Source organism: Streptomyces cahuitamycinicus (assembly GCF_002891435.1).
Classification (GTDB): Bacteria; Actinomycetota; Actinomycetes; order Streptomycetales; family Streptomycetaceae; genus Streptomyces; species Streptomyces cahuitamycinicus.
The window spans coordinates 15,129-40,946 of record NZ_POUC01000021.1 but is presented as its reverse complement, the minus strand read 5'-3'; the positions used below and the strand labels follow the sequence as shown (position 1 = coordinate 40,946).

Annotated in this window: 22 protein-coding genes; 14 read left to right on the top strand and 8 right to left on the bottom strand. The window is 68.4% G+C overall.

What is annotated here, in order from left to right; all coding sequences use genetic code 11:
• Positions 1 to 153: 153 nt before the first annotated feature.
• Positions 154 to 1,272, top strand: a complete 1,119-nt coding sequence (serC, locus tag C1J00_RS05315) for a phosphoserine transaminase (protein ID WP_102907858.1) — start codon at positions 154 to 156, stop codon at positions 1,270 to 1,272.
• 60 nt (positions 1,273 to 1,332) lie between these two features.
• On the opposite strand, the gene C1J00_RS05310 is transcribed toward serC, so the two are convergent.
• Positions 1,333 to 2,004 (bottom strand): formylglycine-generating enzyme family protein, encoded by a 672-nt coding sequence (locus C1J00_RS05310; RefSeq protein WP_102907857.1) that lies wholly within the window; start codon positions 2,002 to 2,004, stop codon positions 1,333 to 1,335.
• Positions 2,005 to 2,217: 213 nt separating this feature from the next.
• Here C1J00_RS05310 and C1J00_RS05305 point away from each other — a divergent pair, with 213 nt between their 5' ends.
• The 3 genes from C1J00_RS05305 (at position 2,218) to C1J00_RS05295 (ending at position 5,549) form a co-directional block, all read left to right on the top strand.
• The gene (locus C1J00_RS05305) at positions 2,218 to 2,592 is read left to right on the top strand and encodes a hypothetical protein (RefSeq protein ID WP_146046137.1); all 375 of its coding nucleotides are present in this window, start codon (positions 2,218 to 2,220) and stop codon (positions 2,590 to 2,592) included.
• An 84-nt stretch (positions 2,593 to 2,676) separates the two neighbouring features.
• Entirely contained in the window at positions 2,677 to 3,360 is a 684-nt protein-coding gene (locus C1J00_RS05300; protein WP_245936215.1) for an ABC transporter ATP-binding protein, read from the top strand.
• Entirely contained in the window at positions 3,348 to 5,549 is a 2,202-nt protein-coding gene (locus C1J00_RS05295; RefSeq protein WP_102907855.1) for a hypothetical protein, read from the top strand. The genes C1J00_RS05300 and C1J00_RS05295 overlap by 13 nt, the downstream gene beginning before the upstream one ends.
• A 166-nt stretch (positions 5,550 to 5,715) precedes the next feature.
• On the opposite strand, the gene C1J00_RS05290 is transcribed toward C1J00_RS05295, so the two are convergent.
• The 3 genes from C1J00_RS05290 to C1J00_RS05280 form a co-directional block, all read right to left on the bottom strand.
• Positions 5,716 to 7,326: an alpha/beta hydrolase gene (locus C1J00_RS05290; protein ID WP_102907854.1), complete on the bottom strand. Its 1,611-nt coding sequence runs from the start codon at positions 7,324 to 7,326 to the stop codon at positions 5,716 to 5,718.
• Between the two features lie 227 nt (positions 7,327 to 7,553).
• Positions 7,554 to 9,071: a cellulase family glycosylhydrolase gene (locus C1J00_RS05285; RefSeq protein ID WP_102907853.1), complete on the bottom strand. Its 1,518-nt coding sequence runs from the start codon at positions 9,069 to 9,071 to the stop codon at positions 7,554 to 7,556.
• A gap of 148 nt (positions 9,072 to 9,219) precedes the next feature.
• A complete protein-coding gene (locus C1J00_RS05280) occupies positions 9,220 to 10,005 on the bottom strand; it encodes an arsenate reductase/protein-tyrosine-phosphatase family protein (RefSeq protein ID WP_245936214.1) in 786 nt (261 codons plus the stop codon).
• Between the two features lie 414 nt (positions 10,006 to 10,419).
• On the opposite strand from C1J00_RS05280, the gene C1J00_RS05275 reads away from it, so the two are divergent.
• The gene (locus C1J00_RS05275) at positions 10,420 to 10,719 is read left to right on the top strand and encodes an LPXTG cell wall anchor domain-containing protein (protein ID WP_102907852.1); all 300 of its coding nucleotides are present in this window, start codon (positions 10,420 to 10,422) and stop codon (positions 10,717 to 10,719) included.
• A gap of 247 nt (positions 10,720 to 10,966) precedes the next feature.
• Here C1J00_RS05275 and C1J00_RS05270 read toward each other — a convergent pair whose 3' ends face one another.
• The 3 genes from C1J00_RS05270 to C1J00_RS05260 all read right to left on the bottom strand — a co-directional run bounded on the left by C1J00_RS05270 (position 10,967) and on the right by C1J00_RS05260 (position 14,775).
• A complete protein-coding gene (locus C1J00_RS05270) occupies positions 10,967 to 11,959 on the bottom strand; it encodes a GDP-L-fucose synthase family protein (RefSeq protein WP_102907862.1) in 993 nt (330 codons plus the stop codon).
• Positions 11,960 to 12,666: 707 nt separating this feature from the next.
• Entirely contained in the window at positions 12,667 to 13,530 is an 864-nt protein-coding gene (locus tag C1J00_RS05265) for an FkbM family methyltransferase (RefSeq protein ID WP_180989419.1), read from the bottom strand.
• Positions 13,531 to 13,665: 135 nt separating this feature from the next.
• Positions 13,666 to 14,775 carry a glycosyltransferase family 61 protein gene (locus C1J00_RS05260; protein WP_102907850.1) on the bottom strand — a complete coding sequence of 370 codons (1,110 nt, stop codon included), beginning with the start codon at positions 14,773 to 14,775 and terminating at the stop codon, positions 13,666 to 13,668.
• A gap of 211 nt (positions 14,776 to 14,986) precedes the next feature.
• On the opposite strand from C1J00_RS05260, the gene C1J00_RS05255 reads away from it, so the two are divergent.
• The 9 genes from C1J00_RS05255 to C1J00_RS05215 all read left to right on the top strand — a co-directional run bounded on the left by C1J00_RS05255 (position 14,987) and on the right by C1J00_RS05215 (position 25,227).
• Entirely contained in the window at positions 14,987 to 16,267 is a 1,281-nt protein-coding gene (locus tag C1J00_RS05255) for a nucleotide sugar dehydrogenase (RefSeq protein WP_102907849.1), read from the top strand.
• A 245-nt stretch (positions 16,268 to 16,512) separates the two neighbouring features.
• Positions 16,513 to 17,340: a glycosyltransferase family 2 protein gene (locus C1J00_RS05250; RefSeq protein ID WP_439333385.1), complete on the top strand. Its 828-nt coding sequence runs from the start codon at positions 16,513 to 16,515 to the stop codon at positions 17,338 to 17,340.
• A 4-nt stretch (positions 17,341 to 17,344) separates the two neighbouring features.
• A complete protein-coding gene (locus tag C1J00_RS05245) occupies positions 17,345 to 18,661 on the top strand; it encodes an O-antigen ligase family protein (RefSeq protein ID WP_102907847.1) in 1,317 nt (438 codons plus the stop codon).
• The gene (gmd, locus tag C1J00_RS05240) at positions 18,604 to 19,617 is read left to right on the top strand and encodes a GDP-mannose 4,6-dehydratase (RefSeq protein ID WP_102907846.1); all 1,014 of its coding nucleotides are present in this window, start codon (positions 18,604 to 18,606) and stop codon (positions 19,615 to 19,617) included. The genes C1J00_RS05245 and gmd overlap by 58 nt, the downstream gene beginning before the upstream one ends.
• Positions 19,618 to 19,620: 3 nt before the next feature.
• On the top strand, positions 19,621 to 20,520 hold the full coding sequence (locus C1J00_RS05235) for an FkbM family methyltransferase (RefSeq protein WP_102907845.1): 900 nt from the start codon (positions 19,621 to 19,623) through the stop codon (positions 20,518 to 20,520).
• A gap of 38 nt (positions 20,521 to 20,558) precedes the next feature.
• Positions 20,559 to 22,001: an oligosaccharide flippase family protein gene (locus tag C1J00_RS05230; protein WP_180989418.1), complete on the top strand. Its 1,443-nt coding sequence runs from the start codon at positions 20,559 to 20,561 to the stop codon at positions 21,999 to 22,001.
• 21 nt (positions 22,002 to 22,022) lie between these two features.
• Positions 22,023 to 23,168 (top strand): glycosyltransferase family 4 protein, encoded by a 1,146-nt coding sequence (locus C1J00_RS05225; RefSeq protein ID WP_102907843.1) that lies wholly within the window; start codon positions 22,023 to 22,025, stop codon positions 23,166 to 23,168.
• Between the two features lie 83 nt (positions 23,169 to 23,251).
• Positions 23,252 to 24,097: an FkbM family methyltransferase gene (locus C1J00_RS05220; protein WP_245936212.1), complete on the top strand. Its 846-nt coding sequence runs from the start codon at positions 23,252 to 23,254 to the stop codon at positions 24,095 to 24,097.
• Positions 24,094 to 25,227: a glycosyltransferase family 4 protein gene (locus C1J00_RS05215; RefSeq protein ID WP_102907841.1), complete on the top strand. Its 1,134-nt coding sequence runs from the start codon at positions 24,094 to 24,096 to the stop codon at positions 25,225 to 25,227. Before C1J00_RS05220 ends, C1J00_RS05215 begins: the two co-directional genes overlap by 4 nt.
• Here the strand turns inward: C1J00_RS05215 and C1J00_RS48170 are convergent.
• A complete protein-coding gene (locus C1J00_RS48170) occupies positions 25,219 to 25,749 on the bottom strand; it encodes an acyltransferase (RefSeq protein WP_102907840.1) in 531 nt (176 codons plus the stop codon). The genes C1J00_RS05215 and C1J00_RS48170 overlap by 9 nt on opposite strands.
• Between the last annotated feature and the right edge of the window lie 69 nt (positions 25,750 to 25,818).

The window sequence follows — 25,818 nt, the reverse complement described above, 5'->3', positions numbered from 1 at the left end:
GTCGCCACCCGCCCCCTCCGGATGCCGGACCCGCATCGCGACGACGACTCGGCCGTCTGGCCCGGCCCGCCGACCCACTGATCGGTCCAAACTCCGTCTCACCCGACGGACGACGTTTCGCCCACGTTTCTGGAAACGGCTACGCTCCCCTGCGTGGCTGAGATCCAGATTCCTGCTGACATCAAGCCCGCCGACGGACGTTTCGGCGCGGGTCCCTCCAAGGTGCGGACGGAGGCGCTGGACGCCCTCGCCGCGACCGGCACCTCTCTCATGGGCACCTCCCACCGCCAGGCTCCCGTCAAGAACCTGGTCGGCAAGGTACGCGAAGGCATCAGCGAGCTGTTCCAGCTCCCCGACGGCTACGAGGTGATCCTCGGCAACGGCGGCTCCACCGCGTTCTGGGACGTCGCGACGCACGGCCTGATCGAGAACAAGTCGCAGCACCTCAGCTTCGGCGAGTTCTCCTCCAAGTTCGCCAAGGCCGCGAAGCTCGCGCCCTGGCTGGCCGAGCCGGACGTCATCTCCGCCGACCCGGGCACGCACCCCGACGCTGTCGCCGAGGCGGGCGTGGACGTCTACGCGTTCACCCACAACGAGACCTCGACCGGTGTCGCCATGCCGATCAAGCGGGTGGCGGGCGCCGACGAGGGCTCCCTGGTCCTGGTGGACGCCACCTCCGGCGCGGGCGGCCTCCCCGTCGACATCGCCGAGACGGACGTCTACTACTTCGCCCCCCAGAAGTCCTTCGCCTCCGACGGCGGCCTGTGGATCGGCGTCTTCTCCCCGGCCGCGATCGAGCGCGCCGAGCGGATCCACGCCTCCGGCCGCCACGTCCCGGAGTTCTTCTCGCTGCCGACGGCGATCGACAACTCCCGCAAGAACCAGACGTACAACACCCCGGCCCTGGCCACCCTCTTCCTGCTGAACCAGCAGCTGGAGTGGATCAACGGCCAGGGCGGCCTGGACTGGTCGGTCCGGCGCACCGCCACCTCCGCCCGCACGCTGTACGGCTGGGCCGAGGACATCAAGTACGCCAACCCGTTCGTCACCGACCCGGCCAAGCGCTCGCAGGTCATCGGCACGATCGACTTCACGGACGAGGTCGACGCCGCCGCCGTCGCCAAGGTGCTGCGCGCCAACGGCATCGTCGACACCGAGCCCTACCGCAAGCTCGGCCGCAACCAGCTGCGCGTCGCGATGTTCCCGGCGATCGACCCGGCGGACGTCGAGGCGCTCACCAAGTGCGTCGACTACGTGATCGAGAAGCTCTGACCTTCCCGCGCGGGTGAGTGTCGAGGGCGTCCCGCTCGTGCGGGGCGCCCTCTCCCGTGGTCAGGCCGGCCCCGGGCCGCGGGCGGCCGGCGTCGAACGCGCCACCCGGAACCCCACGTCGTCGATCCGGAACGTCGGATGGCTGCGGCGGCGCACCGAGGCGCGGCAGCTCCAGTGCTCGTCGGACCAGCCACCGCCGCGCAGCACCCGGTACGTGCCGTAGACCTCGGCGTCGTAGAGGTCCCAGCACCAGTCCCAGGTGTTGCCCAGCATGTCGTACAGGCCCCAGGCGTTGGGCTGCTTGCCGCCCACGGGGTGGATGCGGTCGCCGGAGTTGCCGCGGTACCAGGCGATCTCGTCGAGCGGGCCGTAGCGGGGGCCGGTGCTGCCGGCCCGGCACGCGTGTTCCCATTCGGCCTCGGTCGGCAGCCGGTATCCGTCGGCGGTGGTGTCCCGGTCGGCGGCCCCGCCGCCGGGCCGCACCTCGTACGCCGGGGTCAGGCCCTCGCGCCGGGACAGGGCGTTGCAAAACCGGACCGCGTCCCACCAGGACACGCCCTCGACGGGCAGCAGCTCACCGCGGGCCGTGCCCGGACGCTCGCCGGTGACCTCGGCGTACCAGGCCTGGGTGACCGGGAACGCCGACAAACGGAACGCCTCGACCTCGACCGCCCAACGGCGCTCGGTCCGCCGGTCGGACAGCGTCACGGGCCCCGCCGGGACGGCCACCATGTCGTTCAGCAAGTCGCCCCCAGCGTGTGTCGAAATGCCCCGAGTAGCCGCCGGTCGCTCCAAGTCGCGGGCGGGGCAGGGACGTTGTCAACGTATCAAGTGGACAACCTGTGGAGAGCCTGTCATGATCCTTTGGCTCTGGGCCGGGGGTCTGGGGCCGCAGTACAGGTGAAGTCCTGGAGGAACGATCCTCCGGGGGAGGGACGGAACGGAATGAAGAGTCGAATAGCAGGCAGAGCTGGGCGCCTCGCCGCCACGGTGGCCGGCGCCGCTCTCGCCATCGGGCTGAGCTTCGGCAGCGCTCCGGCGTTCGCCTACATCGAAGCCTGGCAGGGCGACGACAACGCCAAGGGCTTCGAAAGTGATCGCCGTCTCAAGGCCTGTGACATGGAGGCCGACACGAACGCGGTGGAGGGCGAGTACTTCCGCGTCTACGACAACAGTTCGAGTCACCTCTGGGACAAGAACGGCGCCGGCCCGGACAACTGCGTGAAGAGCGGCGCGGGTGCGGTCCTCAACAAGGTCCGAGTCTGTGAGCAGCAGTTCGCCAAGCCGGATGCCTGCGGCTCCTGGGCATACCGGATCTGAGGCCGTCTGCTGTGCGCCCGTCGCCGTCGAGGCGACGGGCGCGTTCTCGTGTTCAACCACTGCCTTCCTCGCAAGGGACCCCTGGTGCGCAATCCCGTCCTCCACCTGCGTGACGTCCGGCTCGAACTGGGCGACCGTGTGCTGCTCAGCGGCGTAGATCTCACTGTCGCGCAGGGCGAGTCCGTCGCGTTGATGGGGCCCAGTGGCAGCGGGAAGAGCTCGCTGCTCTCGTGCGTCCTGGGGCTCATCAGCCCGGACAGCGGAACCATCGAGGTGGCGGGTGAGAACGCCATGTCCCTGCGGGCCGGCGCGAGGGCACGACACCGGTCACGCCATATCGGCATGGTCTTCCAGTTCGGTGAACTGCTCCCCGAGCTGACGGCACTGGAGAACGTGATGCTCGCCGCCATGCTGGGCGGCGTCCGAAGCTCCCGCGGACGGAGCGCTGCCGAAGAACTCCTGCACGACCTCGGCATCTTGGACACCTCGGTGACGACGGGATCGCTGTCCGGTGGGGAGCGCCAGCGGGTGGCGATCGCCCGGGCACTGGTCAACAGGCCGTCCTTGATTCTCGCCGACGAACCCACCGGCGCCCTCGACGACGAAAACCGCGACCGCGTCAGCCGGCTGCTGTACGCGCTGCCCTCCCGCTGGGGCTGCGGGCTTCTGCTCGTCACGCATGATCAGGACGTGGCAGCCGGCGCCGAGCGCGTCGCCCGGATCGCGGACGGCCGGATCAGCATGGGGGTTCAGGCGTGGGGCGGCTGAGCGGGCGCGGCCTGACGCGGCAGCTGACGACCATGGGCCTGCGGGCCTCCAAGGGCGGTCCGGGACACCGGCTGCGGAGTCTCGCGCTCATACTGGCCACCGCGTTCCTCTGCTGTGCCGTCGGCACCGTGGTCATCACCATGGCGGCAGACAGTGCCGAGCAGAGCCACGCCCAGGCGAGAGCGCCCCGGTTCACCGGCAAGTTCCCGGGAGAACGTGCCGTCGCCCACTGGCGGGAGAGTGGTGACACGGTCGGCGGACTCCAGCACAGTGTCATCTTCGTCGAGCCGCTGACTCCCGGCGCCTCGCCGCCCCCCGGCCTGTCCGCGTGGCCACGGCCGGGGGAGGCCGTTCTCTCTCCGGCGCTTGCGGCGGCAGGGCAGCGAGAGGGGGTTTCCGAGCGCTACGGACGGGACGCGGGGAGGATCTCCGCCGAAGGTCTCACGTCCCCCTCGGAGCGGTTGGCCTACGTCAGACCGATGGCCGGCAAGTCCCCCGAGTGGGACGAGACGATGGAGATCTCCGGCTTCGGCGACCCCGATCCCACGCCGTTCGGCGACTCGATCAGCGTGGTCGACGCCGATGCGTTCATGGCGGCTGTGCTCGGCTTTCTGGGCCTTCCGGCCGCGGTCCTGACCGTGGTGGCCCTGCGCTGCGGTTCGGCCGCACGTGACCGTCGTACGGCATTGCTCGACGCGCTGGGCGGGACGTGGCGGCACCGGGCCCTCGTCTGCGTGGGCGAAGCACTGGGGCCGGTGGTGGCAGGCGCCTCGATCGGCACGGTGCCGCTGCTGGTGGCGGCGTACACCGACGTCGCCATCCCGCTCACCGACTACACGCTCTCGGCGGCGGCCGTTCGTGACTGGCTGCCGGCCGTCCTCCTCGGCGCGGGCGGTGCGGCTGCCGCAGTGCTGCTCGCCTCGGTGCTGCTGCACCGGAGGAGGGGAGACGGCCGATCCCCACGCACGCTGACCGAGGGCCGGGTGAAGCGGCGTTACGCGCTGCTGTGCGCGCTCGGCCTCGTGATGGCCATGCCGGTCGATCTCGGGCCGCTCGCTCCGGACTACCGCGTCAGCATCGTGCAGTACGCGATCGGCATCGCTCTGACACTGGCGACCCTGCCTGCGCTGATCGCCTGGGCGATGACGGCCCTCGGGCGACGGCTGGCCGACCGTTCCCTGACGAAGCGGTATCCGGGCGGGCTCATCGCCGGCCGTTGGCTGCACGCGCATCCGGGAGTCGTCGCGCGTCTGGTCGTGGCGGTCGTGGTGGGCCTGGGGTTGGTCAGTCAGGTGCAGCTGTGGGTGAGCCGGACGACGGTGGCGGCCACGGAGGCCAGGCAGACGTTCGATGCGCTGGGGAACAGCGTCCTGGTCGTCAGAAGCCGTGTCCAGCCGACCTCGCACATCAAGGCGTTCCAAGAGGACATGGGACCGGAACGCGCCGTGTTCGCTCTGCTCCAGGACCGGCAGGAGCCGGCCGTACTCACGGGTCCCTGCGCGAGCTGGAAGGCCGTTCAAAGGCCCTGTCCGCCCGCTCGGTCCACCGTCCTCCGCGCCGGCGATCGTCGGCTGAGCGAGCTGGGACTCTGGGAGACCGGGACACCGGAACTGCGCGTCGCCACGGGCGACATACCCACAGCGGGGAAACGCGGGGGTGTCGCAGAGGTCAGACTCGTCGTGATCTCCGACCCGGGTGACGCATCGGCCGCCGGCACGGTCCGGGAAGCGGCCTACCGCCATCTGGGTACGGCGCCCCTGGTCAACGTCCTTGCCGGCGCGCAGCTGGGCGGCGCACTGCTGGACGAGACCATCGCGGACTGGGTGACCCTGCTCGGGCTGGGGGGCATGCTCATGGCCGTACTCGCCGCCGCCTTCAGCGCCTTGGCGGAGTTCCAGGTCTTCGGAAGCCGGCTCGCTCCCGTCGGCGTCCTGGCGGGAGACACCCGCGTGTTCCGGTCCACCGCACTGTGGTACCTGTCCGTCCCGATCGGCGTGGCCGGTGTCGCGGGCGCCGTCGTGTCCGCCGTCCTCGGATATCCGATGGTGACCACGGGCGGGGCCCGCTGGGCTCCCGAGCTCACCGCGGTGACGGTGGTGGGGAGCACGCTGCTGGCGGTCTGCGTCGGCCTCGCGGGAGGCCAGGGAGTGGTCGCCCGGGCCAGGAGCTGGAGACCGGGCGCCGACTGATCGGCCTGCTGGGCGTATGGAGCTCCATGTGCCCAGCGCCCGACACGCGGAGCACGCGCATCGCGCGAAGCGCCCGCCGCCGCCCGGGCCCACGCGCGCGCAAGAGGCGCCCGGGAAGCCCCGGGCGCCTCTCCCGTCAGGTCAGCCGCTGCTCAGTCGGCCGAACTCACCGACCGAACCCCAGGATTCCCCGCAGGCCGTCACCGACCGCCGCGACGGCGGGCTGCAGCGTGCTCGGCGCCTTCTGCGTCGCCGGCTGCGGCTTCGGGTCGGGCGTCTTCTTGCACACCGCGTCGGCCACGCCGTTGCCGTGCGGGACCTTGCCGTTGGTCAGGTACGTGGCGAGGTGCTTGTCCAGGCAGGCGTTGCCGCTCAGTGTGATGCCGTGGTTGCCGCCGCCCTGCTCCACCACCAGGCTGGAGCCCTTCAGCAGCCGGTGCATGGTGACGCCGCCCTGGTAGGGGGTGGCCGCGTCGTCCGTCGCCTGGAACAGCAGCACCGGCGGGAGCTTGCTGTTGGCGACGTTCACCGGCTTCAGCGTCTTCGTCGGCCAGAACGCGCACGGTGCGTTGTACCAGGCGTTGTTCCAGGCCATGAACGGGGCCTTCTCGTACACCGCCCAGTTGTCCTTGCGCCACTGCTTCCAGTCGCGCGGCCAGGACGCGTCACGGCACTGCACCGAGGTGTAGACGCTGTAGCCGTTGTCGCCGGAGGCGTCGATCGCCGCGATGTTGTCGTAGGCCTTGACCAGCGCGGCGGTGTCGTGGTCGTTGACGTAGGCCGCGAACGTCTTGGCGAGCGTGGGCCAGTAGCCGTTGTTGTACCCGCCGGGTATGAAGATGTCCTCCAACTCGGAGGCGCCCACCTTGCCGCCGGCCGACTTCTTGGCCAGGGCCGCCCGCATGGCGTACCACTTGGCCTCGACCTTCTTCGGGTTCGTGCCGAGCTTGTACGTGGAGTCGTACTTGGCTATCCATGCCATGAGCGCCTTGTGACGCTTGTCGAAGGCGTAGTCCTGCTGGATGTTGTCGTCGTACCAGACGCCGGTCGGGTCGACGATCGAGTCCAGCACCAGGCGCCGCACCCGCTCGGGGAACAGCTTGGCGTAGACCGCACCCAGGTAGGTGCCGTACGAGTAGCCGAAGTAGTTGATCTTCCGTGCGCCGAGGGCCTTGCGGATCGAGTCCATGTCCTTCACGGCGCTGACCGTGTCGATGTAGGGCAGGACGTCCTTGTACTTCGCGCCGCAGGCCTGGGCGAAGGACTTGGCGCGCGCGAGGTTGGCCTTCTCGAGGGCCGGTGTGCTGGGTACGGAGTCGGGGCGGACTGGGTCGAAGTAGCCCGGCTTGCAGTCCAGTGCGGGCTGGCTCTCGCCCACTCCGCGCGGGTCGAAGCCGATCACGTCGTACTGGGCCGCGACCCTCTTGGGCAGGGACGACGCGACGAACGGGGCCAGCGACAGACCGCTGCCACCGGGGCCGCCCGGGTTGACGAGCAGCGGGCCCTGGGACTTCGGCGCGGTGTGCGGCACGCGGGACAGCGCCAGCGTGATCTGCTTGCCCTGCGGCTTCGCGTAGTCGAGCGGCACCTTCAACGACCCGCACTGGAGCGTCGGGGCGTCGTCCGTACCGCACTTCTTCCATGTGATCTTCGCGGCGGCGGTCGTCAGGGCGGCGGTGTTCGCGGAGCGTGCCGCGCCGGCGTTGGCGGGGGCGGCGGCGAGCGTCCCGGCCAGGACGACTGTGACGCCGCACAGTACGGCTGCGCTTCTTCTCATGGAGTTCTCTCGCAACGGTGAGGGGGGTCGGGCCCGTGAGTGACACGGGCCGTGCCGCATCGTTTCGGAAGAGCGCGCCACACGTACGGATTCGACCAAGACTTGACCGAATCGAGTCATAGTCTGCTCTCATACACCCCTCAGAAAAGGGGAGTTCCGGCAATCCAGACACGCCGACCGGCATGGGCACGCCCGGCCGGCACCGGGCGCCCCACTCACCCCCGCGATCACGTCGCGGTGCAGCTCACACCCGTCGCACCTCCGCCCCCGGGCGCACCGCCCAGGCCGAAGCCCGCCGAACCTCCCACGGGCACGCTCCCGTTGTGCGCCGCATTGACCGCGGTGACGGTCGCCCCGTTCTGGGTGTGCGACGCGTTCCACATGCTCATGACCTTCTGCGAGCCGCTCCACGTCCACATCACCTTCCAGGACTTCAGCGGCAGCGTGCCCGTGTTGGTCACCTTCACCTCGGCGTTGAAGCCGCCGCCCCAGTCGCTGCTGACCGTGTACGCGGCGGAGCAAGCGGCTTTGCCGCCCCCGGGGTCGCCGGGACCGCCCGGGCCGGGGCCGGGACCGGGGTCGAAGCCCGGGGCCTTGACGGACGCCAGATACCCGTCCTTCACCGTGTCGACCGTCTGCCAGTCGTCCTTCAGGATGCCGCCCGTGTCACCGGAGTTGGGGTTCCAGGACCAAAACGTCCAGTGGAAGCTGTCGGCGCCGTTCACCGACGTCGAGCGCAGGTACTTCACCAGCTCGGCCAGCCACTTCTGGTCCACCGAGGGCTGGAGCGTCGTACCGAACTCGCCGAGCCACACCGGGGCGATGTTCTGCTTGAAGATGTAGCCCCAGTACTTGTCCCAGATCCCGGGCATGTTGGCCGGGAAGGACGGGTCGGAGAACCAGGACTGCTGGGCCACCGACGTCGCGTAGTCGTGCGCCGAGTAGACCAGCCGGTTCGGGACGTCCAGCTGGACCGGATGCTGGGCCACGCCCATCAGGTTGCCGCCCCACCAGCCGTTCGTGCCGTTGTACGACTGCACGCCCTCGACCATGATCAGCAGCTCGGGATTGACCGAGAGCACCACGTTGCCCGCGCGCTGGGCGGCCAGGCGCCAGTCGCGGGAGGTGTCGCCGCAGCCCCAGCAGGCCGGGTCGTGGGGCTCGTTGTGCAGGTCGATGCCGACCACGGTGGAGTTGCCCTTGTAACGCGTCGCCAGGGCCTTGAGGTTGGTGATCCACGTCGACTCGGGGACCGACGCCGTGTACCAGAGCGCCGACTGGCCCGCCGCGTCCGGCCGGTGCCGGTCCAGGATGATCTTCAGGCCGGACTGGCCCGCGTAGGCGACGATCCTGTCCAGGACCTGGAGGGATGTCAGCCCGCGCAGGTCCGTGTTCTTGCCGTCGTGACTGATACTGTCCGGCATGGTGCCGGGCTTGAGGATGTCGTCACTGTAGGGCATCCGGATGGCGTTGTAGCCCAGCGACTTCATCTGGTCGATCATGCTCTTGTAGTCGCGGGCCCACAGTCCGTGGACGACGTGGTTGGCGGTCTCGAAGCCGAACCAGTTGACGCCGGCGATACGGACGGGCTGTCCGGCTGCGTCCTGGATCTGCCGGCCACTGGTGTGCCAGTAGCCGTCACCCGCCTGCGCGTCGACGTCGGCGAATGCCGACGACTGCGTACCGGCCAGGGGCAACATGAGCGCCGCGGCGACGCACAGCGCTCTTCGCAGAGTGCGGAACATGGCTGCTTCCTCTCGGGGGCGGAGGCGCGGCCCCGGAACACGGATGGGACCGCTCCCATATGTGCCGCACCCTTTCCAGGAAACTGTCACGCCATGAGCGCGTCAAGAACCCGCACCCGGTCCGGACAGGAGTTGACGAGGCCGGACGCTATCCGGTCTGCATGGGTGCGGCGATCCGCTCCACGATCTCCTCGATCTGAATCAGGCACTCGTGTACTCGTGGTGGAGGTGCGCCGAGAGGGTCGTTTACGTCGACGTCACCCATACGTGTCGACACGGCACCACGGCGAGCGGCCGCGCCTTGGACGAGGGCCACAAACCGCGCGGCCGGATCCACCACGCCTGCGGCGTCCTCTGCACGCACCAACCGGGCAAACTCACGGAAGGTGAATGCACGGGGCAATGCACGCACAGGGGACAGCCGCACAGCGGCCTCACGATGCTCTGTCGCAGCGCCCAACACCAGGTCCGCACTTTCGACCATCTCCTTGGTCAGCCGGCGGGAGCCCACCCCGCAGGGCCGCACGCCACGTCCGAGAAGGAAGGAGGCGACAGCAGCCGCCATTGGCACACCCGTGACGGCCCGGGTGCCGGCACTGCCCAAATGGATCACTTGCCGATGCTCGACCAGTCGGTGCCTGAGCAGGCACTCGGCAAGCGGGGAGCGATAGATGTTGCCGGTGCACACCACAAGTACGCGGAACGGGGACACGCACCCTCCAGGAGGGGAAGCAGAGGAGACGAGGACGTGCGGCGCGATGTCAGTATTCATTGACACCGGTTCCATCAGGAAAGGCGCCACGTCGGCCGGGTCCGGTCCGCAGTACGCCAGCGCCTCTGAACGGGCAACACGTGTCGGATCGACGTGCTCGCCACTCTCCACCAGCCATGGCCGAGCCTCGGTCGACCGGGCGTCGCCGACCAAAGCGGTCACCACGGGACGATCAACCTAATGGCACATATCAGGCGTCTTTGCCTCCTGCGTCCGGGGGACTGGCGGCCGGTCCGGTGAACTGCATACGCCATAGGGATCCTTATCCCCCGAAAATGCTTAGCGAGCGCTATCCAGTGCTATCCATGCACATACCGTACTCGCGGGCCGGACCATGCCGTCGCCCGATTCCATTTGAGGAGCGTGAATGCGATGACGGCCTCATCGAAGTGTCGTGCCGCCTTCGCGGCCACGGCAGCCGCTGCTGTCCTGGCCGCAGTCCCAGTCGCAGGGGCGCAAGCTGCCCACGCCCAGCCGTATCCACCCGACTCGCCGAGCCTCACTCTCAGCGCCACCACCGTAGACGCAGGAGACGAGCTCAGCTTCACGGGAACCGGGTTCGATCCGAACGAGGGTGTGGCCGCACTACTACTCTCGAAACCGATCAAGCTGGGCCGCTTCACCGCCGACAGCAACGGCACGGTGCAGGGGACCGTCACCATCCCCAAGTGGACCGACCCAGGCCGGCACACCTTCCTTCTCAAGGGCAAGGAATCGAAGCTGAAACTCTCAGCCAAGATCACCGTACGCCCGAACAAGCCTCACCTCGCCGACACCGGTGAGGACCGCTCGCTCGTCATGGTGGGCGGAACCGCGGCGCTGCTGGCGCTCGGGGCCGGCACGATGATGGCCGTCCGGCGGCGGAAGCACAACTGACCACCCCGCTCCATCGGGCAGTTGCTGAGCCTTGGCCATACCCGCGGCCGACAGCGGAACCCCCGACGCATGACCTCACGTCGTCGTCGGGGCACCCGCTGTCGGCCGCTGCCGTCCCACCCGCCTGAAGCAAGCCCCGCCGGGAAGGCGGTCGAAACCCAGGCGGCGGGAGGGTGGGCGCCCATCCACTGATGGCACCGCGGGGCGATTCGCCCGCGGCCCCCGCCCCCAGCCGCCGTGGAGTCAGTCAGCGCCGCAGCGTCCCGGACTCGAGGTTTTCCACGTACCAGGCGTACGTCCGGGCGATCCCTTCCCGCAGGCCGATACGAGGAGCCCAGCCGAGCATGGTGAGCCGGGATACGTCGAGGAGCTTGCGCGGAGTACCATCCGGCTGCTTCGTGTCCCACTCGACGCTCCCCCGGTACCCTGCGACGTCCGCGACGAGCTCCGCCAGCTCCCGGACGGTCAGGTCCGTGCCGGTGCCGACGTTGACCGGGCCGTCGGCGTCGTAGTGCTCGATCAGATGCAGACACGCCCGTGCCAGATCGTCCGTATGGAGGAACTCCCGACGGGGTGTGCCGCTGCCCCAGTTCACCACCCGTCGCGCACCCGACTTCTTCGCCTCGTGGAAGCGCCGGATCAGGGACGGCAGCACATGAGAGTGCTCGGGGTGGAAGTTGTCGCCCGGCCCGTACAGGTTGGTCGGCATGGCGGAGATCCAGGGCAGGCCGTACTGGCGCCGTACCGCCTGCACCTGCAGAATGCCAGCGATCTTGGCGATGGCGTAGGCGTCGTTGGTCGGTTCCAAAGGCCCCGTCAGCAGCGCCTCCTCGCGGATCGGCTGCTCGGCGAACTTCGGGTAGATGCAACTGGACCCCAGGAACAGCAGCCGCTCCACCCCGTGCTCCAGAGCCGCGTCCAGCGTGTTCACCTGGATGCGCAGGTTGTCGGAGAGGAACTCGGCGGGCCGGGTGGCGTTCGCCTTGATCCCGCCCACCCGCGCAGCGGCCAGCACCACCACGTCCGGGCGCCTGGCCGCGAACCAGTCGAACACCGCCCGACGTTCCCTCAGGTCCAGCTCCGCCGAGCCGGGCGCGACCACATCGGTGAACCCCTTCCGAGCCAGCTTCCTCCGCACCGCCGAACCGACCAGCCCTCGGCTCCCGGCCACGAACACGCGCGCCGAACGGTCCAGGGGGCGGTACACCTTCCCGTCTGATGCCGCGACAAAGGCATTCACCCCGTAGGCAGCGGCGGTCGGGAGCGTGACACCGGTATTCGTAGAATCAGCCATGAGTTTCGCCTTCCTTCTTCACTTCCGCATTGTGATCCAGGCGGAACCGCTCCACATCGAGTGAACGCGACACACCGTCACGGTGCGGCACCCGAAGACAGTTTGCGTATCCTTACCAAGCGCCCGAGCCGCCGCGTTTCGGGGCGGATGCCCGCTCTGAGAGCTTCGCAGGATACGGACTCCGGTTTCGAGGAAACGAGGCCTGCAAAAAGCGCCGCGGTACGCGGCCAGCGAGGAACCAGTATGTTGGAGACAAGAATCGGCGACCGCCCCAAGGCGGGGCCCCCTCGCTCACTCGGCTCGCCCCAAGCGTTGGGACGAACTGTTCCTTTGCGTTCCCCATCTGTCCGACCTGCGCGGGCTCGATCTCGGTGGCGCTCCATCCGCCCGGGCCAGCGCACCCGCCCAGCCTGTGACGCCGTGACAGCGGATCTTGACCCGCGTATTGCCCAGCAGGCGGAGTCCGGTATCACGCCGGTCGTGGTGGACCCATGCGATCTCTCCCCGCCAGGGGACGTGCCGACCAAGCGATTCGACCTCGTGTGCTCGCATTCATGCGGTTCCACCTCCCCGATTCCAGCGTATGGTTCGAACGTTTTCGCCGGACTGGCTAAGTAGTTGGCCGCGCGGAAGCCACGGGCATTACAACCGTGTCAGGAAGTGCCTCCCGAACGTCTTGCGGCCACTGAGTCCCGGGTGATGAGGAAGTTCGCATAGCGGCCCGGTGGGACGAGGTCCGCCGTCACGGGTGCCGGTCCCCTGCTGCCGAGATGCTGAATGTGACGGTAGCCCAGGTCGAAAGCGGTCTCCCGAAGCTTGCTCAGCGCTGCCTTGTCCAGGCACTCCGCGATGATGGCCGGGTGGTGGGCGCGGATACTCTTCTCCATGCCGCGCAGCACCTGCGGTTCGAGCCCCTCCACGTCAATCTTGATGAGGTCAACCGCAAGCCCGTCGAGCACCTCGTCCCCCGTCGTGACCTCCACGTCGACGACGCTCCGGGCGGCCCGCCGGTCCAGGAGCGAGGCCGCGGTCGTGTCGGCGGGGATCCGCAGCCGGGTGCGCCCCGGCGTGTCCGAGAGTGCCTTGTCGATGATGGTGACGCGGTTTTCGAACCGGTTGGCCCAGACGTTGCGGTTCAGCATGCGGGTGGCGACCGGGTTGGGTTCAATGGCCACTGCCTCCAGGTGCGGGTTGGCCCGGCAGGCGAGGAGGGTGTAAATCCCGGAGAACGCCCCGATGTCGACGAACCGGCGGGCATTTCGGGCGAGTTGGTAGACGAGCGGGTGGGTGGTCTCCTCCCAGTGCCGCATGTTGGTCCAGATCAGGCTCCGGGCCAGGATGTCCGCGTCGCTGCTGACGTAGCGGAAGCTGCGCCCGTCGGGGGCCCATAGGCTCCACTCCCCCGTGGGATGCAGGCGCCCCCACACCGCGCGGGGCACCACACCGCGCAGGGCCGCGGCGCGGAGAGCCTGCTGGCAGCCCGGTACGCGGATGAAGAGGTCACGTGTGCTGGACAAGATGGCTTTGGAGGGCACGGACGGCAGCATAATGAGGGCATATTGCGCATAGCCCGCCTACGAGGTGTGTTGTTGCGCGGGGGTGGCCGAGTTCACTCCCGTGCCGCACTCCGGCACCCCACCGTTGCGCGCAGCTCAGCACCCGGCGGTCGCACCCTCGTTCAGAAGCGCGTCGAGCCGATCCAGTGGTGCGACGCACCTTCCTTCTTCGGTGGGCGACGCCACGACGTAGTCGTAGTCGATGCCGAGGTTGCGGCTCAAGCGGGCATAGCAGTCGTTGAACCAGGCAGGAGGGAACACCTCGATCACACGCTCGGCCCGCTGAGCCCACACCAGGTTGGCCAGACCGGCGCCGTGCGGAGCAATGACCGTACGGGCGCCGGCGAACAGTGCGCGCTGCCGCTCGAAGGACAAGTCCTGGGCGTACACCACGGTGACGCCCGCCTCCCGCATCGCGCACTCGACCTCCGCCTCGTTCGACAATGCTCGCTTGTGGTCCTTCAAGCGGCTCACGTAGATGGCTTTGGCGTCGGTGGGGTCCGTGGGGAAGGCTGTACGCAGTCGGTCGATCTCGGCACGCTGGACGAAGCCGGACATGGGCTCGACGGCGGCGAGGAGGCACGTGTCGACGTGCGCGATGTCGTCAAGGCGGAGGATCCTGGCAGGCCCGACCAGGTGCTCGGCAGCTGCCAGTACATACGCCGGCACGTTCTCCGGCATCAGGAGCAGCGCCTCGGGCTCGACACTGAGAGCGAAGACCGCGGCGGGGAGCACCTCGAGCAGCCAGTGGTAGTAGCCCGTCGGCGCGAAGGCGACGACGGGACGACCGGTGAGTCGTCTGACCGGAAGCAGCGGTTCGTGGCGGATGTCGCCCCAGCCGAGCGATCGGATGAGGGAGCCGTAGCTCTCTTCCAGGACCGGACCACCGGGCAGCCAGACGAGGCCGCTGTGCGGGCTGACCAGCACATCGTGGAGCCGGTGCGCATGGCGTTCGTCGAACGCCTTGGACCGGCGGAACTGCGGTGGGAAGTCGGCGGGGAAGTCGTAACGCTCGACCGTGGCTTCGGTCCTGGTCACGGACTCGCTCACATGTCTGGCGATCCTGGGCTGGTAGATGCGCTCAGCAATGGAGCGCACGTACTCCCGCGGAATTCCCCCCGAAACCGGTCCGAGCAGGGCCTGGTTGGCGGTCGTCGCCAGCAGAACTCGGCCGCGGGCTGTCAGATCGCGCAGCTTCGGTGTCATACCCCGGGACGCTAAGACCTCGGAGCTGCCGTCGTTCGGTTACGCGCCCACCATCGGGCGCGTATCCACCCATCGTAACCGTGCCGTTATGCGCCGATTACTGAATCAGAGTGATCCCCGGCAGACACACGTGGCGAGGAGGAAATCGGAGTGACCGGGCATGCGACATTGGGATCGTGATGATCCATTCTGAGGATACGGGGTGGTAAGTATGGGTCAACCCCCAATCCGGGCTCAGCGCAAGTTGATCGTCGTCGGTCAGGGATACGTGGGTCTCCCGTTGGCCATGCGCGCGGTGGAAGCGGACTTCTGCGTCGTCGGAGTGGACACGGACGAATTGCGGGTCAAGCGTCTGGCCTCCGGCGACTCGTACATCGAGGGAATCGGCAATGCGCGTCTAATCAGCGCTCTGGACAGTGGCCGCTACGAGGTGACCACCGACTACGACGCGATCTCCGACTTCGACGTCTGCGCGATCACCGTGCCGACGCCGCTGCGCGAGGGCGTGCCGGATCTGAATTTCGTGGAATGCGCTGCCCGGAGCATCGCCCCTCATATCACCAGTGGCGCCACTGTGGTTCTGGAGTCGACCACATATCCCGGCACCACGGAGAGTCTGCTGCAGCCGCTTTTGGAGGAAGGCAGCGGGCTGAAGGCCGGCGTGGATTTCCACCTCGGGTACAGCCCCGAGCGTATCGATCCAGGGAACCCCCAGTGGCAGCTGGAGAACACCCCGAAAGTGATCTCGGGGATCGACCCGGCGTCGCTGCACGACATCGAGCGCTTCTACGCACGCATCGTCGAGCGCACCGTGCCAGTGTCCTCCTGCCGTACCGCAGAGCTGACCAAGTTGTTGGAGAACACGTTCCGTCACGTCAACATCGCCCTGGTCAACGAGATGGCGACGTTCGCCAGGGGGCTGGGGGCCGACATCTGGGAAGCCATCGAGGCCGCCGACACGAAGCCGTTCGGCTTCATGTCGTTCAGGCCCGGCCCAGGTGTCGGCGGGCACTGCCTGCCGGTGGACCCGTCCTACTTGTCGTGGCAGGTCAAGCGGCTGCTCAGGCGGAACGTCCGGTTCATCGCGCTGGCGAACGACATCAACGATCATATGCCGGATCACGTCGTCTCGCGGATCAGCCGCGGCCTGAACGAACGCGGCAAGTCGGTCAATGGCTCCCGGATCCTGCAACTGGGCCTGGCCTACAAGAAGAACACCGGCGACATCCGCGAGTCACCGTCCATCGCACTCGCCCGGTCACTGCAGAATCTTGGTGCCCGTGTCGTTGCGGTGGAGCCGCACACCGACTCCCATCTCCGTCCCACGGACATCACCTGTGTGGAACTGACCGAAGCAGAGGTCCGGGCGGCCGACGTGGTCGTCGTGGCAACCGACCACGACGATTTCGACTATACGCTCGTCGAGCGGGCCGGGGCGTACATTTTCGACACCCGCAACCGCTGCCGCGGGGGACACCTCGAGGTATTGTGATCCCGCCTTCCTCCGGTAATCGACCAATGGACGAAATCGTGTGAACCGGTGTGACAAATACCGAGCGCCAGGCCGCCGCAAAAACCTGAGCAGCCCGGCATGGGAATCGTCGGTAGGGCGGCAAATCTGAAGTGGCAGTTCCGATCAGAGACCGGTCTGACTGAGTCTTTATGGGCAATGCATCCGGATGATGAGGTCTGCCAGTTGAGGAGTTTCACGTGCCACCAGTCCGCATCGCGGTGCTGATGACCAGTCACAATCGCCGCGCCAAAACCTTGTCCGCGCTCGCCGCGCTAGCCGGACAACGCGAGCTGCCGGAGGACACCACCGTACGCACCTACCTGGTCGACGCCGGCAGCACCGACGGCACACCCGAGGCCGTCCGTGCGGCCCACCCCGAGGTGGAGGTCACCACGGTCGGCACCGACGTCTACTGGAGCCACGGCATGCGGATCGCAAGCCGCACCAGTCGGCGATCCGGCGAACCGCCCTGGGACTACCAGCTTTGGCTCAACGACGATGTGACGCTGGAGGAAGATGCCCTCGCCGTACTGCTGGACACCGCACACGCGGTCGGCCCCGGCAAGGTCGTGGTCGGCGCCGTACGTGCCTCGGCCGAGGACCGCACCACCTACTCGGGGCGCCGCGGCCGTGCGCTCGCACTGGTCGAGCCCACCGGTCGACCCGAGCCCTGCGACACGTACAACGGCAACGTGGTGCTGTTGCCCAGGACGGTGTGCGAACGGGTCGGCGACATCGACGAGGTCTTCCAGCACGGCATGGGCGACTACGATCACGGATTCCGCGTCCGCCGGGCCGGCATCGCCGCCTATGTGACGCCCTGCCACGTCGGCATCTGCGACCACAACCCTCCGCACACCGGGTCCCGAGAACCGGGCATCGGCGTGCGTGAGGCGCTGCGCCGGATCACCTCGCAGCGCGAACTTCCGCCCCGTCAATGGTGGGTCTACTGCCTGCGGCACTGTTGGCCGAGGGCTCCGCTGCTGATGTTCTCGCCCTATGTGAAGACCGCGGTGCGATGCTCTGTCCGTCGCTTTCCCGCGGGGGGATGACCCCTTGCTGCTCGATCCCACGACACTGCTGCTCGGCTGCGCCGCGCTCATCGTCTGCGCGGCGCTCGTCGCGAGCTTCGTCCGCTGGCCCGTTTGGGCAATCGGCCTGTATATCGCCGTCCAGCTCTGGCAGACGCGGCAGAACATGCATCAGCCAGTCCCGGGCGCGGGTCTGGTTCTGTTGCCCACCGATGTGCTGGCCGTGTGTCTGCTGGTCGCTGCCCTCATCATGCTCACAAGGAATCGCGGGCGCCGGGCCCCGGCCCTGCTCCTCGCCCTGTTGGGTCTGACCGCCTACGCGCTGATCCGCGGGGCCGGACTCTTCGGCCTCCAGGCGGCCGGCAATGAAGCGCGAATCCATTTCATCCAGCTCTTTTGTGTGACACTTTTCGTCGCCGTCCTCTCCCCCGGTCGGAACCTGGCGCGCGCGTTCACCCTTATCTGGGTGCTGGCCGCCTGTGCTCTGTCCTGCCTTGCCGTGGTGGGGTGGTTGAACGTCGGTATCGGCTCCAACTCTGACCGGATCATGGTCGACGGAGCACTCACCGGCACCCGGCCGGTAAGCGCTGCCGAAGCAATGATTATCGGCCAGGCGGCCACGATACTGCTGTGTGGTCGCCGCTCTGTGCGAGGGAGAGCGCTGGCTTGGCTGCTCCTGGTGGTCGTCATTCTGGCCCAGCACCGCACCGTCTGGCTGGCCACCGGCGTCATGATCACGGGCTGGTTGCTGTCTCGCCACCGGCAGACTGGATCCCGTACTGCGGCTCTGGGCGTTCTGGGCTCCCTCAGCATGCTCTACTTGGGGGCCGTTTCCTGGGGAACCGCCGACGAGGTCACCTCAAGTCTCGCCGCCTCCAGCGAAGATGATCGGACGCTGGTATGGCGGATGGAGGGGTGGCACGCTCTGCTGCCGCAGCTCGCAGAGGTGCCGGACTGGCTACTGGGTCTGCCCTTCGGTTCCGGGTACGACCGTGTGATCAACGGAGCATTCGTCGCTGTTTCACCCCACAACTACTATCTCGAGGTCCTGATGCGTCTCGGCCTCCTCGGTGTTGCACTACTCCTCCTGGTGTATGCCACGGCATGGCGCGCAGCAGGAGCGGACAGCGAGCACAAACTGATGCTCCGGTTGCTCATCTGCAGCCAGTTGGTCTACATGATCACGTACTCCCTCTCCCCCGAACAGGCCGTGATCCTCGGTCTGTCGGTGGCCTGCGAACAACCGCGCGGCGCTTGTCGTCCCCCCAGCCTTGAGGAGTCGCCATGTCTGACAAAACCGCACTCATCACCGGCATCACCGGCCAGGACGGCTCGTATCTAGCCGAGCTCCTGCTCTCCAAGGGCTATCTGGTGCACGGCCTCATCCGCCGCTCCTCCACCTTCACCACCCAGCGGATCGACCACCTCTACCAGGACCCGCACGAGCCCGACGCCCGCCTCCGGCTGCACTACGGAGATCTGGCAGACGGCTCCCGTATCGCTGCCCTACTGGAGGGCATCAAGCCCGACGAGGTCTACCACCTGGCCGCCCAGTCGCACGTCCGGGTCTCCTTCGACGAGCCCGAGTTCACCGGAACCACCACGGGCCTGGGCACCACCCGTCTCCTTGAAGCCATCCGGATGACCGGGCTGCCATGCCGCTTCTACCAGGCCTCCAGTTCCGAGATGTTCGGGACGACCGCGCCCCCGCAGTCGGAGTCGTCGCCCTTCCATCCGCGCTCGCCGTATGCGGCCGCCAAGGTGTACGCGTACTGGATCACCCGGAACTACCGTGAGGCGTACGGCGTTCACGCCGTCAACGGAATCCTCTTCAACCACGAGTCCCCGCGCCGCGGTGAGACCTTCGTGACCCGCAAGATCGCCTGCGCTGCGGCCCGCATCGCCCGCGGCGAGCAGGACGTCCTCCACCTTGGCAACCTGGAGGCCCGCCGGGACTGGGGCTACGCGCCAGAGTACGTCGACGCGATGTGGCGCATGCTCCAGCAGGACGAGGCCGGTGACTACGTGGTCGCCACCGGCACCAGCTACAGCGTGCGCGACTTCCTGAGCTTCTGCTTCGAGCACGCGGGCCTCGACTGGGAGAGGCACATCCGCTTCGACGAGCGTTATCTGCGCCCTTCCGAGGTCCCCGACCTGGTCGGGGACGCCTCGAAGGCCGAAGGCGAACTGGGCTGGCGGGCCACCGTGCACGCTCCCGAACTCGCCCGGATCATGGTCGACGCCGAACTGGCCGCGGTTCCCATTGCGGCCTCCGAGCGTTCCCTGACGGGAGCCTGAGCGATGATCACCACCACCGCGGTCCCGCGGGTGAGCCATGTCAGGCCGGTGCTGCGCGGTGCCCGTGACCTGCTGATGCGATCGCGAACCTTTCAGCGGGCAGTACGGGCCGGAACCGTACGTGGCCAGGTGCCGCTCACCGTCTGGCAGCATCTGCGCCCCACCGGCGTCTGGCAGCTGCACGCACCCGACGGCAGCACATTCCGCTACTACTGCGGCCCGGACGACGTACTCGCCGGGCCGGTGGTCTGGACGGATCTGCGGCTGTGGGAGGAGGCCACCCATCCGCTCTTCTACCGCCTCGCCCGCACCGCGCGCGTTTTCCTGGACGCCGGAGCCTACGCCGGCCTCTACACCCTGCTGGCATGTCAGGCCAATCCGCGGCTGCACGCCGTCGCGGTCGAGCCCAACCCGGTCGCGGTACGGATGCTGCGCCGCAACCTCGACGTCAACCATTTCGGGCCCAGGGTGCACGTCGTCGCCAAGGCACTCTCGCAGGCGCCGGGCCGGGCACGTCTCACCGTGCCCGAGCGTCTCACCACGGCAACCCTGCGCGAGGGAGCCGACGCCCCCGGGCGCAACGCCGTCGACGTGGAAGTGACCACGGCGGACCTCGCGGTCGGTGACCGGCCCGTCGACCTGGTGAAGATCGATGTGGAAGGCTTCGAACCGGAAGTGCTGCGCGGCATGTCCCGGATTCTCGCCGCCCACCGCCCCGTCGTGATCGCCGAGTGCCTCGACCGGCCCGCTTTGGAACGGCTGCGTTCCACGGCCGCCGAGTTCGGCTACCACCACGTCCACCACCTCGCTCCGCACGCTCCTCTCGCCGTACCGCCCGGCTTCGTCCCTCCCCCACGCCACCAGAATTTCCTGCTGACCACCGACCCCTTCACCCCCTCATGACCGATACCCCGAGATCCGCAGGTAGCGTCCTCTCTGCGGTGAGCTGGGGTTATGGCGGCGCCGCCGTGTCGGTCGTCCTTCAGCTCGGCTACACCGCCTGGACCGCGCGGGTGGCGCCGCACAGCGCCTTCGGTGCCTATGCGATCGCTCTCTCGGTGACGCAGGTGCCTGGGCTGATCGCCACGGCGGGCCTAACGACCTGCGTCCTGCGTGCCGAGCAGCTCAGCCGCTCCCTCTTCCGCGCCGCACTCCGGCTCTCGCTGCTGACTGGCGTGTGCTGCTGGGCGGTCGTCGAGGTCGCCGCCCCGTGGTGCGCGGCTCTGTGGGAGATGCCGGAACTGACGCTCTTCCTCCGGCTGTTGAGCTGCCAGTATCTGGTGGCGCCGACAGGCTGCGTGCTGTTGGCCGCGCTGCGCCGAATCGGCCTGCCGGGTTATGCAACGGTCGCCGAGCTCACCGGGCAGGTGGCCGGCTGCGTTGTCGCAGCCGTTGTTCTCGCCCATACCGGCTCCCCTGCCGCCCTCGCCCTGGCCCTTCCGGTCGCGGCGTTCGCCACCTTCGGTCTCTCTGCGGGCGCATCGGTGGCGAAGCTCGTGCTGGCGCGGGATTCGGGCACTCCGCCCGGCTCCCTGCTGGGGCTGTCCGGGTTCCTCACCGGCTTCGCGCTGCTGCGCACACTCGGGGCCAGTGCCCCGCTGTGGATGGCGGGCCGACTACTCGGTCCCAGCGCGGCCGGGCTCTGGTCTCGCGCCCAGCTGCTGTCCGACGTACCGGTGAACGTCCTGATCAAAGGGCTCAACCAGGCAGCCGTACCGTTGCTCGCCAACCGCCGCAACCAGGGGCTGCCTCTGACCCGGCCCGCGCAGCATCTGCTGTACGCCGCCTCCGCCGGATTCGTTGTCTTCGGCGCCCTGGCCGGCGCCGGACCCGCCGTGCTCGCCCTGTTGCTCGGCCCCGGCTGGGAAGGGGCGGTGGCGCTGGTGCCCGCGTTCGCCGTGGGCGCCGCGCTTCAGGTGGTCTACGCAGCCGGATGTGCGCTGGACCTTGCCCGCGGCACTCACCGTGATCTCATACTCACTCAGCTGGTTCTGCTCGCCGTCACCGGGGTGGGGCTCGTCGGCGCAGTCGGCTCGCGCGAGCCACTGCCGTTCATCGCGGCTGGAGCGGCCGGGCTGGCCGTCGGCCACGCGGTTCAGTTGGTCCGCTGGCGCAGGACGGACACGCTCGACGCGGGCGCCGTGGTCCGCGCCCATCTCACGCACCTTGCGGCCGGGGTCTGTCTGGCCGCGGCCGGCAGCTGGGGCGACTCCGCGCTGGGCGGCCTATCCGGCGCGACGCTCGCCATGTCTCCGGTACTGCTGAGCTGTTGGCTGCTGCGCGGTCGGCTGCCGGCCTACCGGGCAGCCGCCGGGATCGGACTGCTGGGCCGCCCGGGTCGGCGAGCGAAGAAGCCCGTGACCGTACCCGTCTCCCGGCCGTGAAGGAGCCTTGGAGGAATCCCCATGCACATCGGCCTCACCGGACCGGTCGACCTCAGCCCTCTGCTGCCCACGCTGGACGGCCCGCTTCCCGCCGTCCCGACAGGGCCCTCCACCGGCTGGCTGGCCCGCACCTGGCTCGACCAGGGCCACCGGGTCACCGTCTTCGCGATGAGCCACGAAGTTACCTCTCGCGCGGTGTTCGGCTCGGGGCGCCTGCACATCGTCGTCACACCGATGCGCCCCTCCAAACAGGTGCGCGATCTCTACAGGTACGAGCGACGGCAGTTGGCAGCCGCACTGCGTGAGCACCCCACCGACGTGGTCAGCGCGCACTGGACGTACGAATACGCACGCGCGGCCATCGCCAGCGGCCGTCTCGCCTTCGTCACCGCCAGGGACGCTCCGCTGCGCTGTGCCTGGGAGATGCGCCACGCCTACCGCTGGTTGCGAAACACCCAGGCTCTGCCCGCCGTGCACCGTGCCACCGCGCTCAGCGCAAACAGTCCCTACACGGCACAGCACTTGAGGCGCTGTCTGGGGGTACGCCGCCCGATCGAGGTGATCCCCAACGGAGTGCGGACCGACGCTCTGCCCACCTTCTGCGCACCGCCGCCCGGCGACACGCCCTTGTTCGCCGCGGCTCTGCAGGGCTGGGGGCCGATGAAGAACACCAAGGCGCTGCTACAGGCGTTCGCCTTGGTACGCACGCGGATCCCGCGCGCCAGGCTGCTGCTCCTGGGCTCGGACCATGGTCCCGGCGGCCCGGCGCAGGCTTGGGCGGCGGCCAGGGAAATCACCGCCGGGGTCGAGTTCGCCGGACAACTGCCGCATGCCGCAATGCTGGACCGTCTCGCTACCGAGGCGCATGTGCTTGTCCATCCGTCCCGTCTCGAGTCCTTTTCCATGATCTGTGCCGAGGCCATGGGCATGGGTCTGCCGGTCGTTGCCGGACGGCGCAGTGGCGCCGTGCCCTGGGTGGTCGGCCACGCCGGCCTGCTCGTCGACATCGACCGACCCGACCGCATCGCGGAGGCGATGACTGCGCTGGCCCGGGAGGACGAACGGCGGGTGGCTCTTGGCACAGCGGGGAGGGCCCGGGTCCGTGCGCACTTCTCGCTGAACGACATCGCGCGCGCGTACACCGACTGGTTCATGACGGGCGGTTAGGTAGATAGAGGATGAAATGCCGGATATGTCGTCCCGATGTGTCAGACTGTCACGCGGGTCTCGTGGCGATACGGAAGCACGCGGTGGAATGGCTGTTCCGTCAGTGCAGTTGGACACGGCTGCCGTGGTTCCGGACGGATTTTTCCGGCGTCCCTCTTTTTGTCGACCGTTTGCATAGGAGCTCTGACGTGACCGTCCTGCACCGGATGCGCAATGCCGGACGCCGCCTCGGCATCGATATCGCCCGCTACCCGGCCACGTGGTCCGGGCCCCAGCTCGTGCAGCTCATGGAGGCCCACCGCGTCGACGCGGTGCTCGACGTCGGCGCGAACTCCGGTGAATACGGTGTCATGCTGCGGCAGAGCGGGTACCGGGGGCGCATCGTCTCCTTTGAACCGCTGGCCGGCCCGGCGAAGGTGCTGCGCCGACGGGCCAAGTCGGATCCCCGGTGGATCGTGCTGCCGTACGCGCTCGGTGACGAGTCCGGCGCCGCCACGGTCAACGTCGCCGCAAATGCTGGCGCCAGCAGCTCTCTGTTGCCGATGCTCGACCGCCATGCCGACGCGGCGCCACACGCCCGCTACATCGGAACGGAGACCGTGCCGCTGCGACGGCTCGACGAACTCTGGTTCGAGATCACCAAGCCGGGGGAGCGGGTCTTCCTCAAGCTGGATGTCCAGGGCTATGAGGCGCATGTGCTGCGCGGCGCGGGTTCGTACGCCAAGGACTGCGTCGGTCTGCAGGTCGAGACCTCGTTCGTCCCGCTCTACGAGGACGGCCTGCTCATCAGCGAGGCACTCACGCTCGGCCAGCAGGAACTGGGACTGACCCTGATGGCCACGATTCCCGGCTTCACCGACCCGCGCAGCGGACAGATGCTCCAGTGTGATCTGGTGTTGTTCCGCAGTGAGGAGATGGAGCGGTCATGAACCGACGACCGCGCGTCACCGTCGTGCAGCCGTATCTGCACAGCTACCGGGTGCCGTTCTACGAGTCCCTCCATGCCGACCTGGCGTCGCGCGGTGTCGAGCTGATCCTGGCCCTCGGATCCCCCACCGGGCAGATCGCGCACCGCTCGGACGCCTGCGCTCTCGCCGACGCGGTCCAACTGCCCCAGCGGGCCCTGCGGCTGGGGCCAAAGCAACTGCTCTGGCGGCAGCTCGGCGAGCTGGCTCACACGTCCGACGTCCTGGTGTTGCAGCACATGCTGCACTGCACGGAGTCGTACGCGCCGCTGCTACGGTCCCGGCTGCGCAAGGGGCCACCGGTCGCACTGTGGGGGCAGGGCAAGGCGTACAGCTACCGCCCACTGCCGCTGGCGGCAGCCGCGAAGACCGCGATGACACGGCTGGCGGACTGGTTCTTCGCCTATACAGAGCAGGGTCGCCGTGATGTCGAGGGCTGGGGCTTCCCGAGCGACCGCATCACCGTGGTTCGCAACTCGACCGACACCCGGGCGGTGATGGCCGCTGCTGAGCGCACCACGCCTGTGCAACTCGCCGTGCTGAACGAGCAGTACGGCCTCACCCCGGGCCGTACCGCGCTGTTCATCGGTGGTCTCGACGCTCCCAAGCGCATCCCCTTTCTTCTGCGCGCCGTGGACCGGATCGCAGCTCAGCTGCCCGGCTTTCGGCTGTTGGTCGCCGGTGACGGTGTGCAGCGCGGACTTGTGGAAGAGTCGCGCACCGCCGTATGGGTGGGGAGAGCCTCCACCGAACAGAAGGCGCTGCTCGGTGCCGCCTGTGAGGTGATGCTGATGCCGGGCGCGGTGGGGTTGTGCGCGGTGGATTCCTTCGCGCTGGGCACGCCGATCGTGACGACGCACTGGCCCTTCCACGGTGTGGAGTTCGGCTATCTGGAGCACGGCAGCAACGCCCTGGTCGTGCCGATCGAGGACGACGGGAGGTATGCCGATGCAGTGGTCGGACTGCTACGGAACCGTGAGCGGCTGCGGCGGCTTCAGGACGGCTGCCGGGCGGCGGCCGGCAGCTACTCTGTCGAGGGGATGAGCGGCCGCTTCGCCGACGGTGTGGAACGGATGCTGGCGCGGTCATGCTGAGCGGGAGATCAGCCTCTCGTGCGCGGCGATTTCCCCCTCGGTGAAGCGTCGTCCCACCGGCCGTGCCGGGTTCCCGGCGACGATCTCGTACGGCCGCACATTGCATGTGACCACCGCACCGGCTGCCACCACCGCGCCTCGCCCGACCGTGATGCCGCTCAGCACAACCGCGCCGTAGCCGATCCAGACGTCGTCTTCGATCCGCACCGGTTTGCTGAGCCTCTCCGGATGGTGACCCACCCAGTCGGCGTCACGGATCAGTGAACCCACCTGTCGCAGGGCGTGGTCGGTGCGGCCGACGATTCCGACGCGGTTGGCGATGAGGACGCCCGTGCCGATGGAACCATCCACCTGGATGGTGCAGCCCTTGCCGATGTGGACGTTGCCCCCGACGGTCAGTTGCCGGGGCGCCCAGAGCACTGAGCCGAGACCGATGTGCACATCAGGGCCTACACGGACATTGCCGCGTACGGCATAGCAGCGGTGGAGTCGCTGCGCGAGGCGCGTAAGGAGCCTCGTCACGCGCGGGCCGCCGGAGTACGGACACGGCCGGGCGGTTTCAGGACCGAGCGCATTTCTGTGTCTCCTCGA

Coding starts and splice junctions, on each gene's coding strand:
- C1J00_RS05285 (WP_102907853.1), bottom strand. CDS start 9,071: ATGTTCCGCACTCTGCGAAGAGCGCTGTGCGTCGCCGCGGCGCTCATG.
- C1J00_RS05225 (WP_102907843.1), top strand. CDS start 22,023: ATGCACATCGGCCTCACCGGACCGGTCGACCTCAGCCCTCTGCTGCCC.
- C1J00_RS05290 (WP_102907854.1), bottom strand. CDS start 7,326: ATGAGAAGAAGCGCAGCCGTACTGTGCGGCGTCACAGTCGTCCTGGCC.
- C1J00_RS05310 (WP_102907857.1), bottom strand. CDS start 2,004: ATGGTGGCCGTCCCGGCGGGGCCCGTGACGCTGTCCGACCGGCGGACC.
- gmd (WP_102907846.1), top strand. CDS start 18,604: ATGTCTGACAAAACCGCACTCATCACCGGCATCACCGGCCAGGACGGC.
- C1J00_RS05305 (WP_146046137.1), top strand. CDS start 2,218: ATGAAGAGTCGAATAGCAGGCAGAGCTGGGCGCCTCGCCGCCACGGTG.
- C1J00_RS05235 (WP_102907845.1), top strand. CDS start 19,621: ATGATCACCACCACCGCGGTCCCGCGGGTGAGCCATGTCAGGCCGGTG.
- C1J00_RS05250 (WP_439333385.1), top strand. CDS start 16,513: ATGACCAGTCACAATCGCCGCGCCAAAACCTTGTCCGCGCTCGCCGCG.
- C1J00_RS05215 (WP_102907841.1), top strand. CDS start 24,094: ATGAACCGACGACCGCGCGTCACCGTCGTGCAGCCGTATCTGCACAGC.
- C1J00_RS05255 (WP_102907849.1), top strand. CDS start 14,987: ATGGGTCAACCCCCAATCCGGGCTCAGCGCAAGTTGATCGTCGTCGGT.
- C1J00_RS05260 (WP_102907850.1), bottom strand. CDS start 14,775: ATGACACCGAAGCTGCGCGATCTGACAGCCCGCGGCCGAGTTCTGCTG.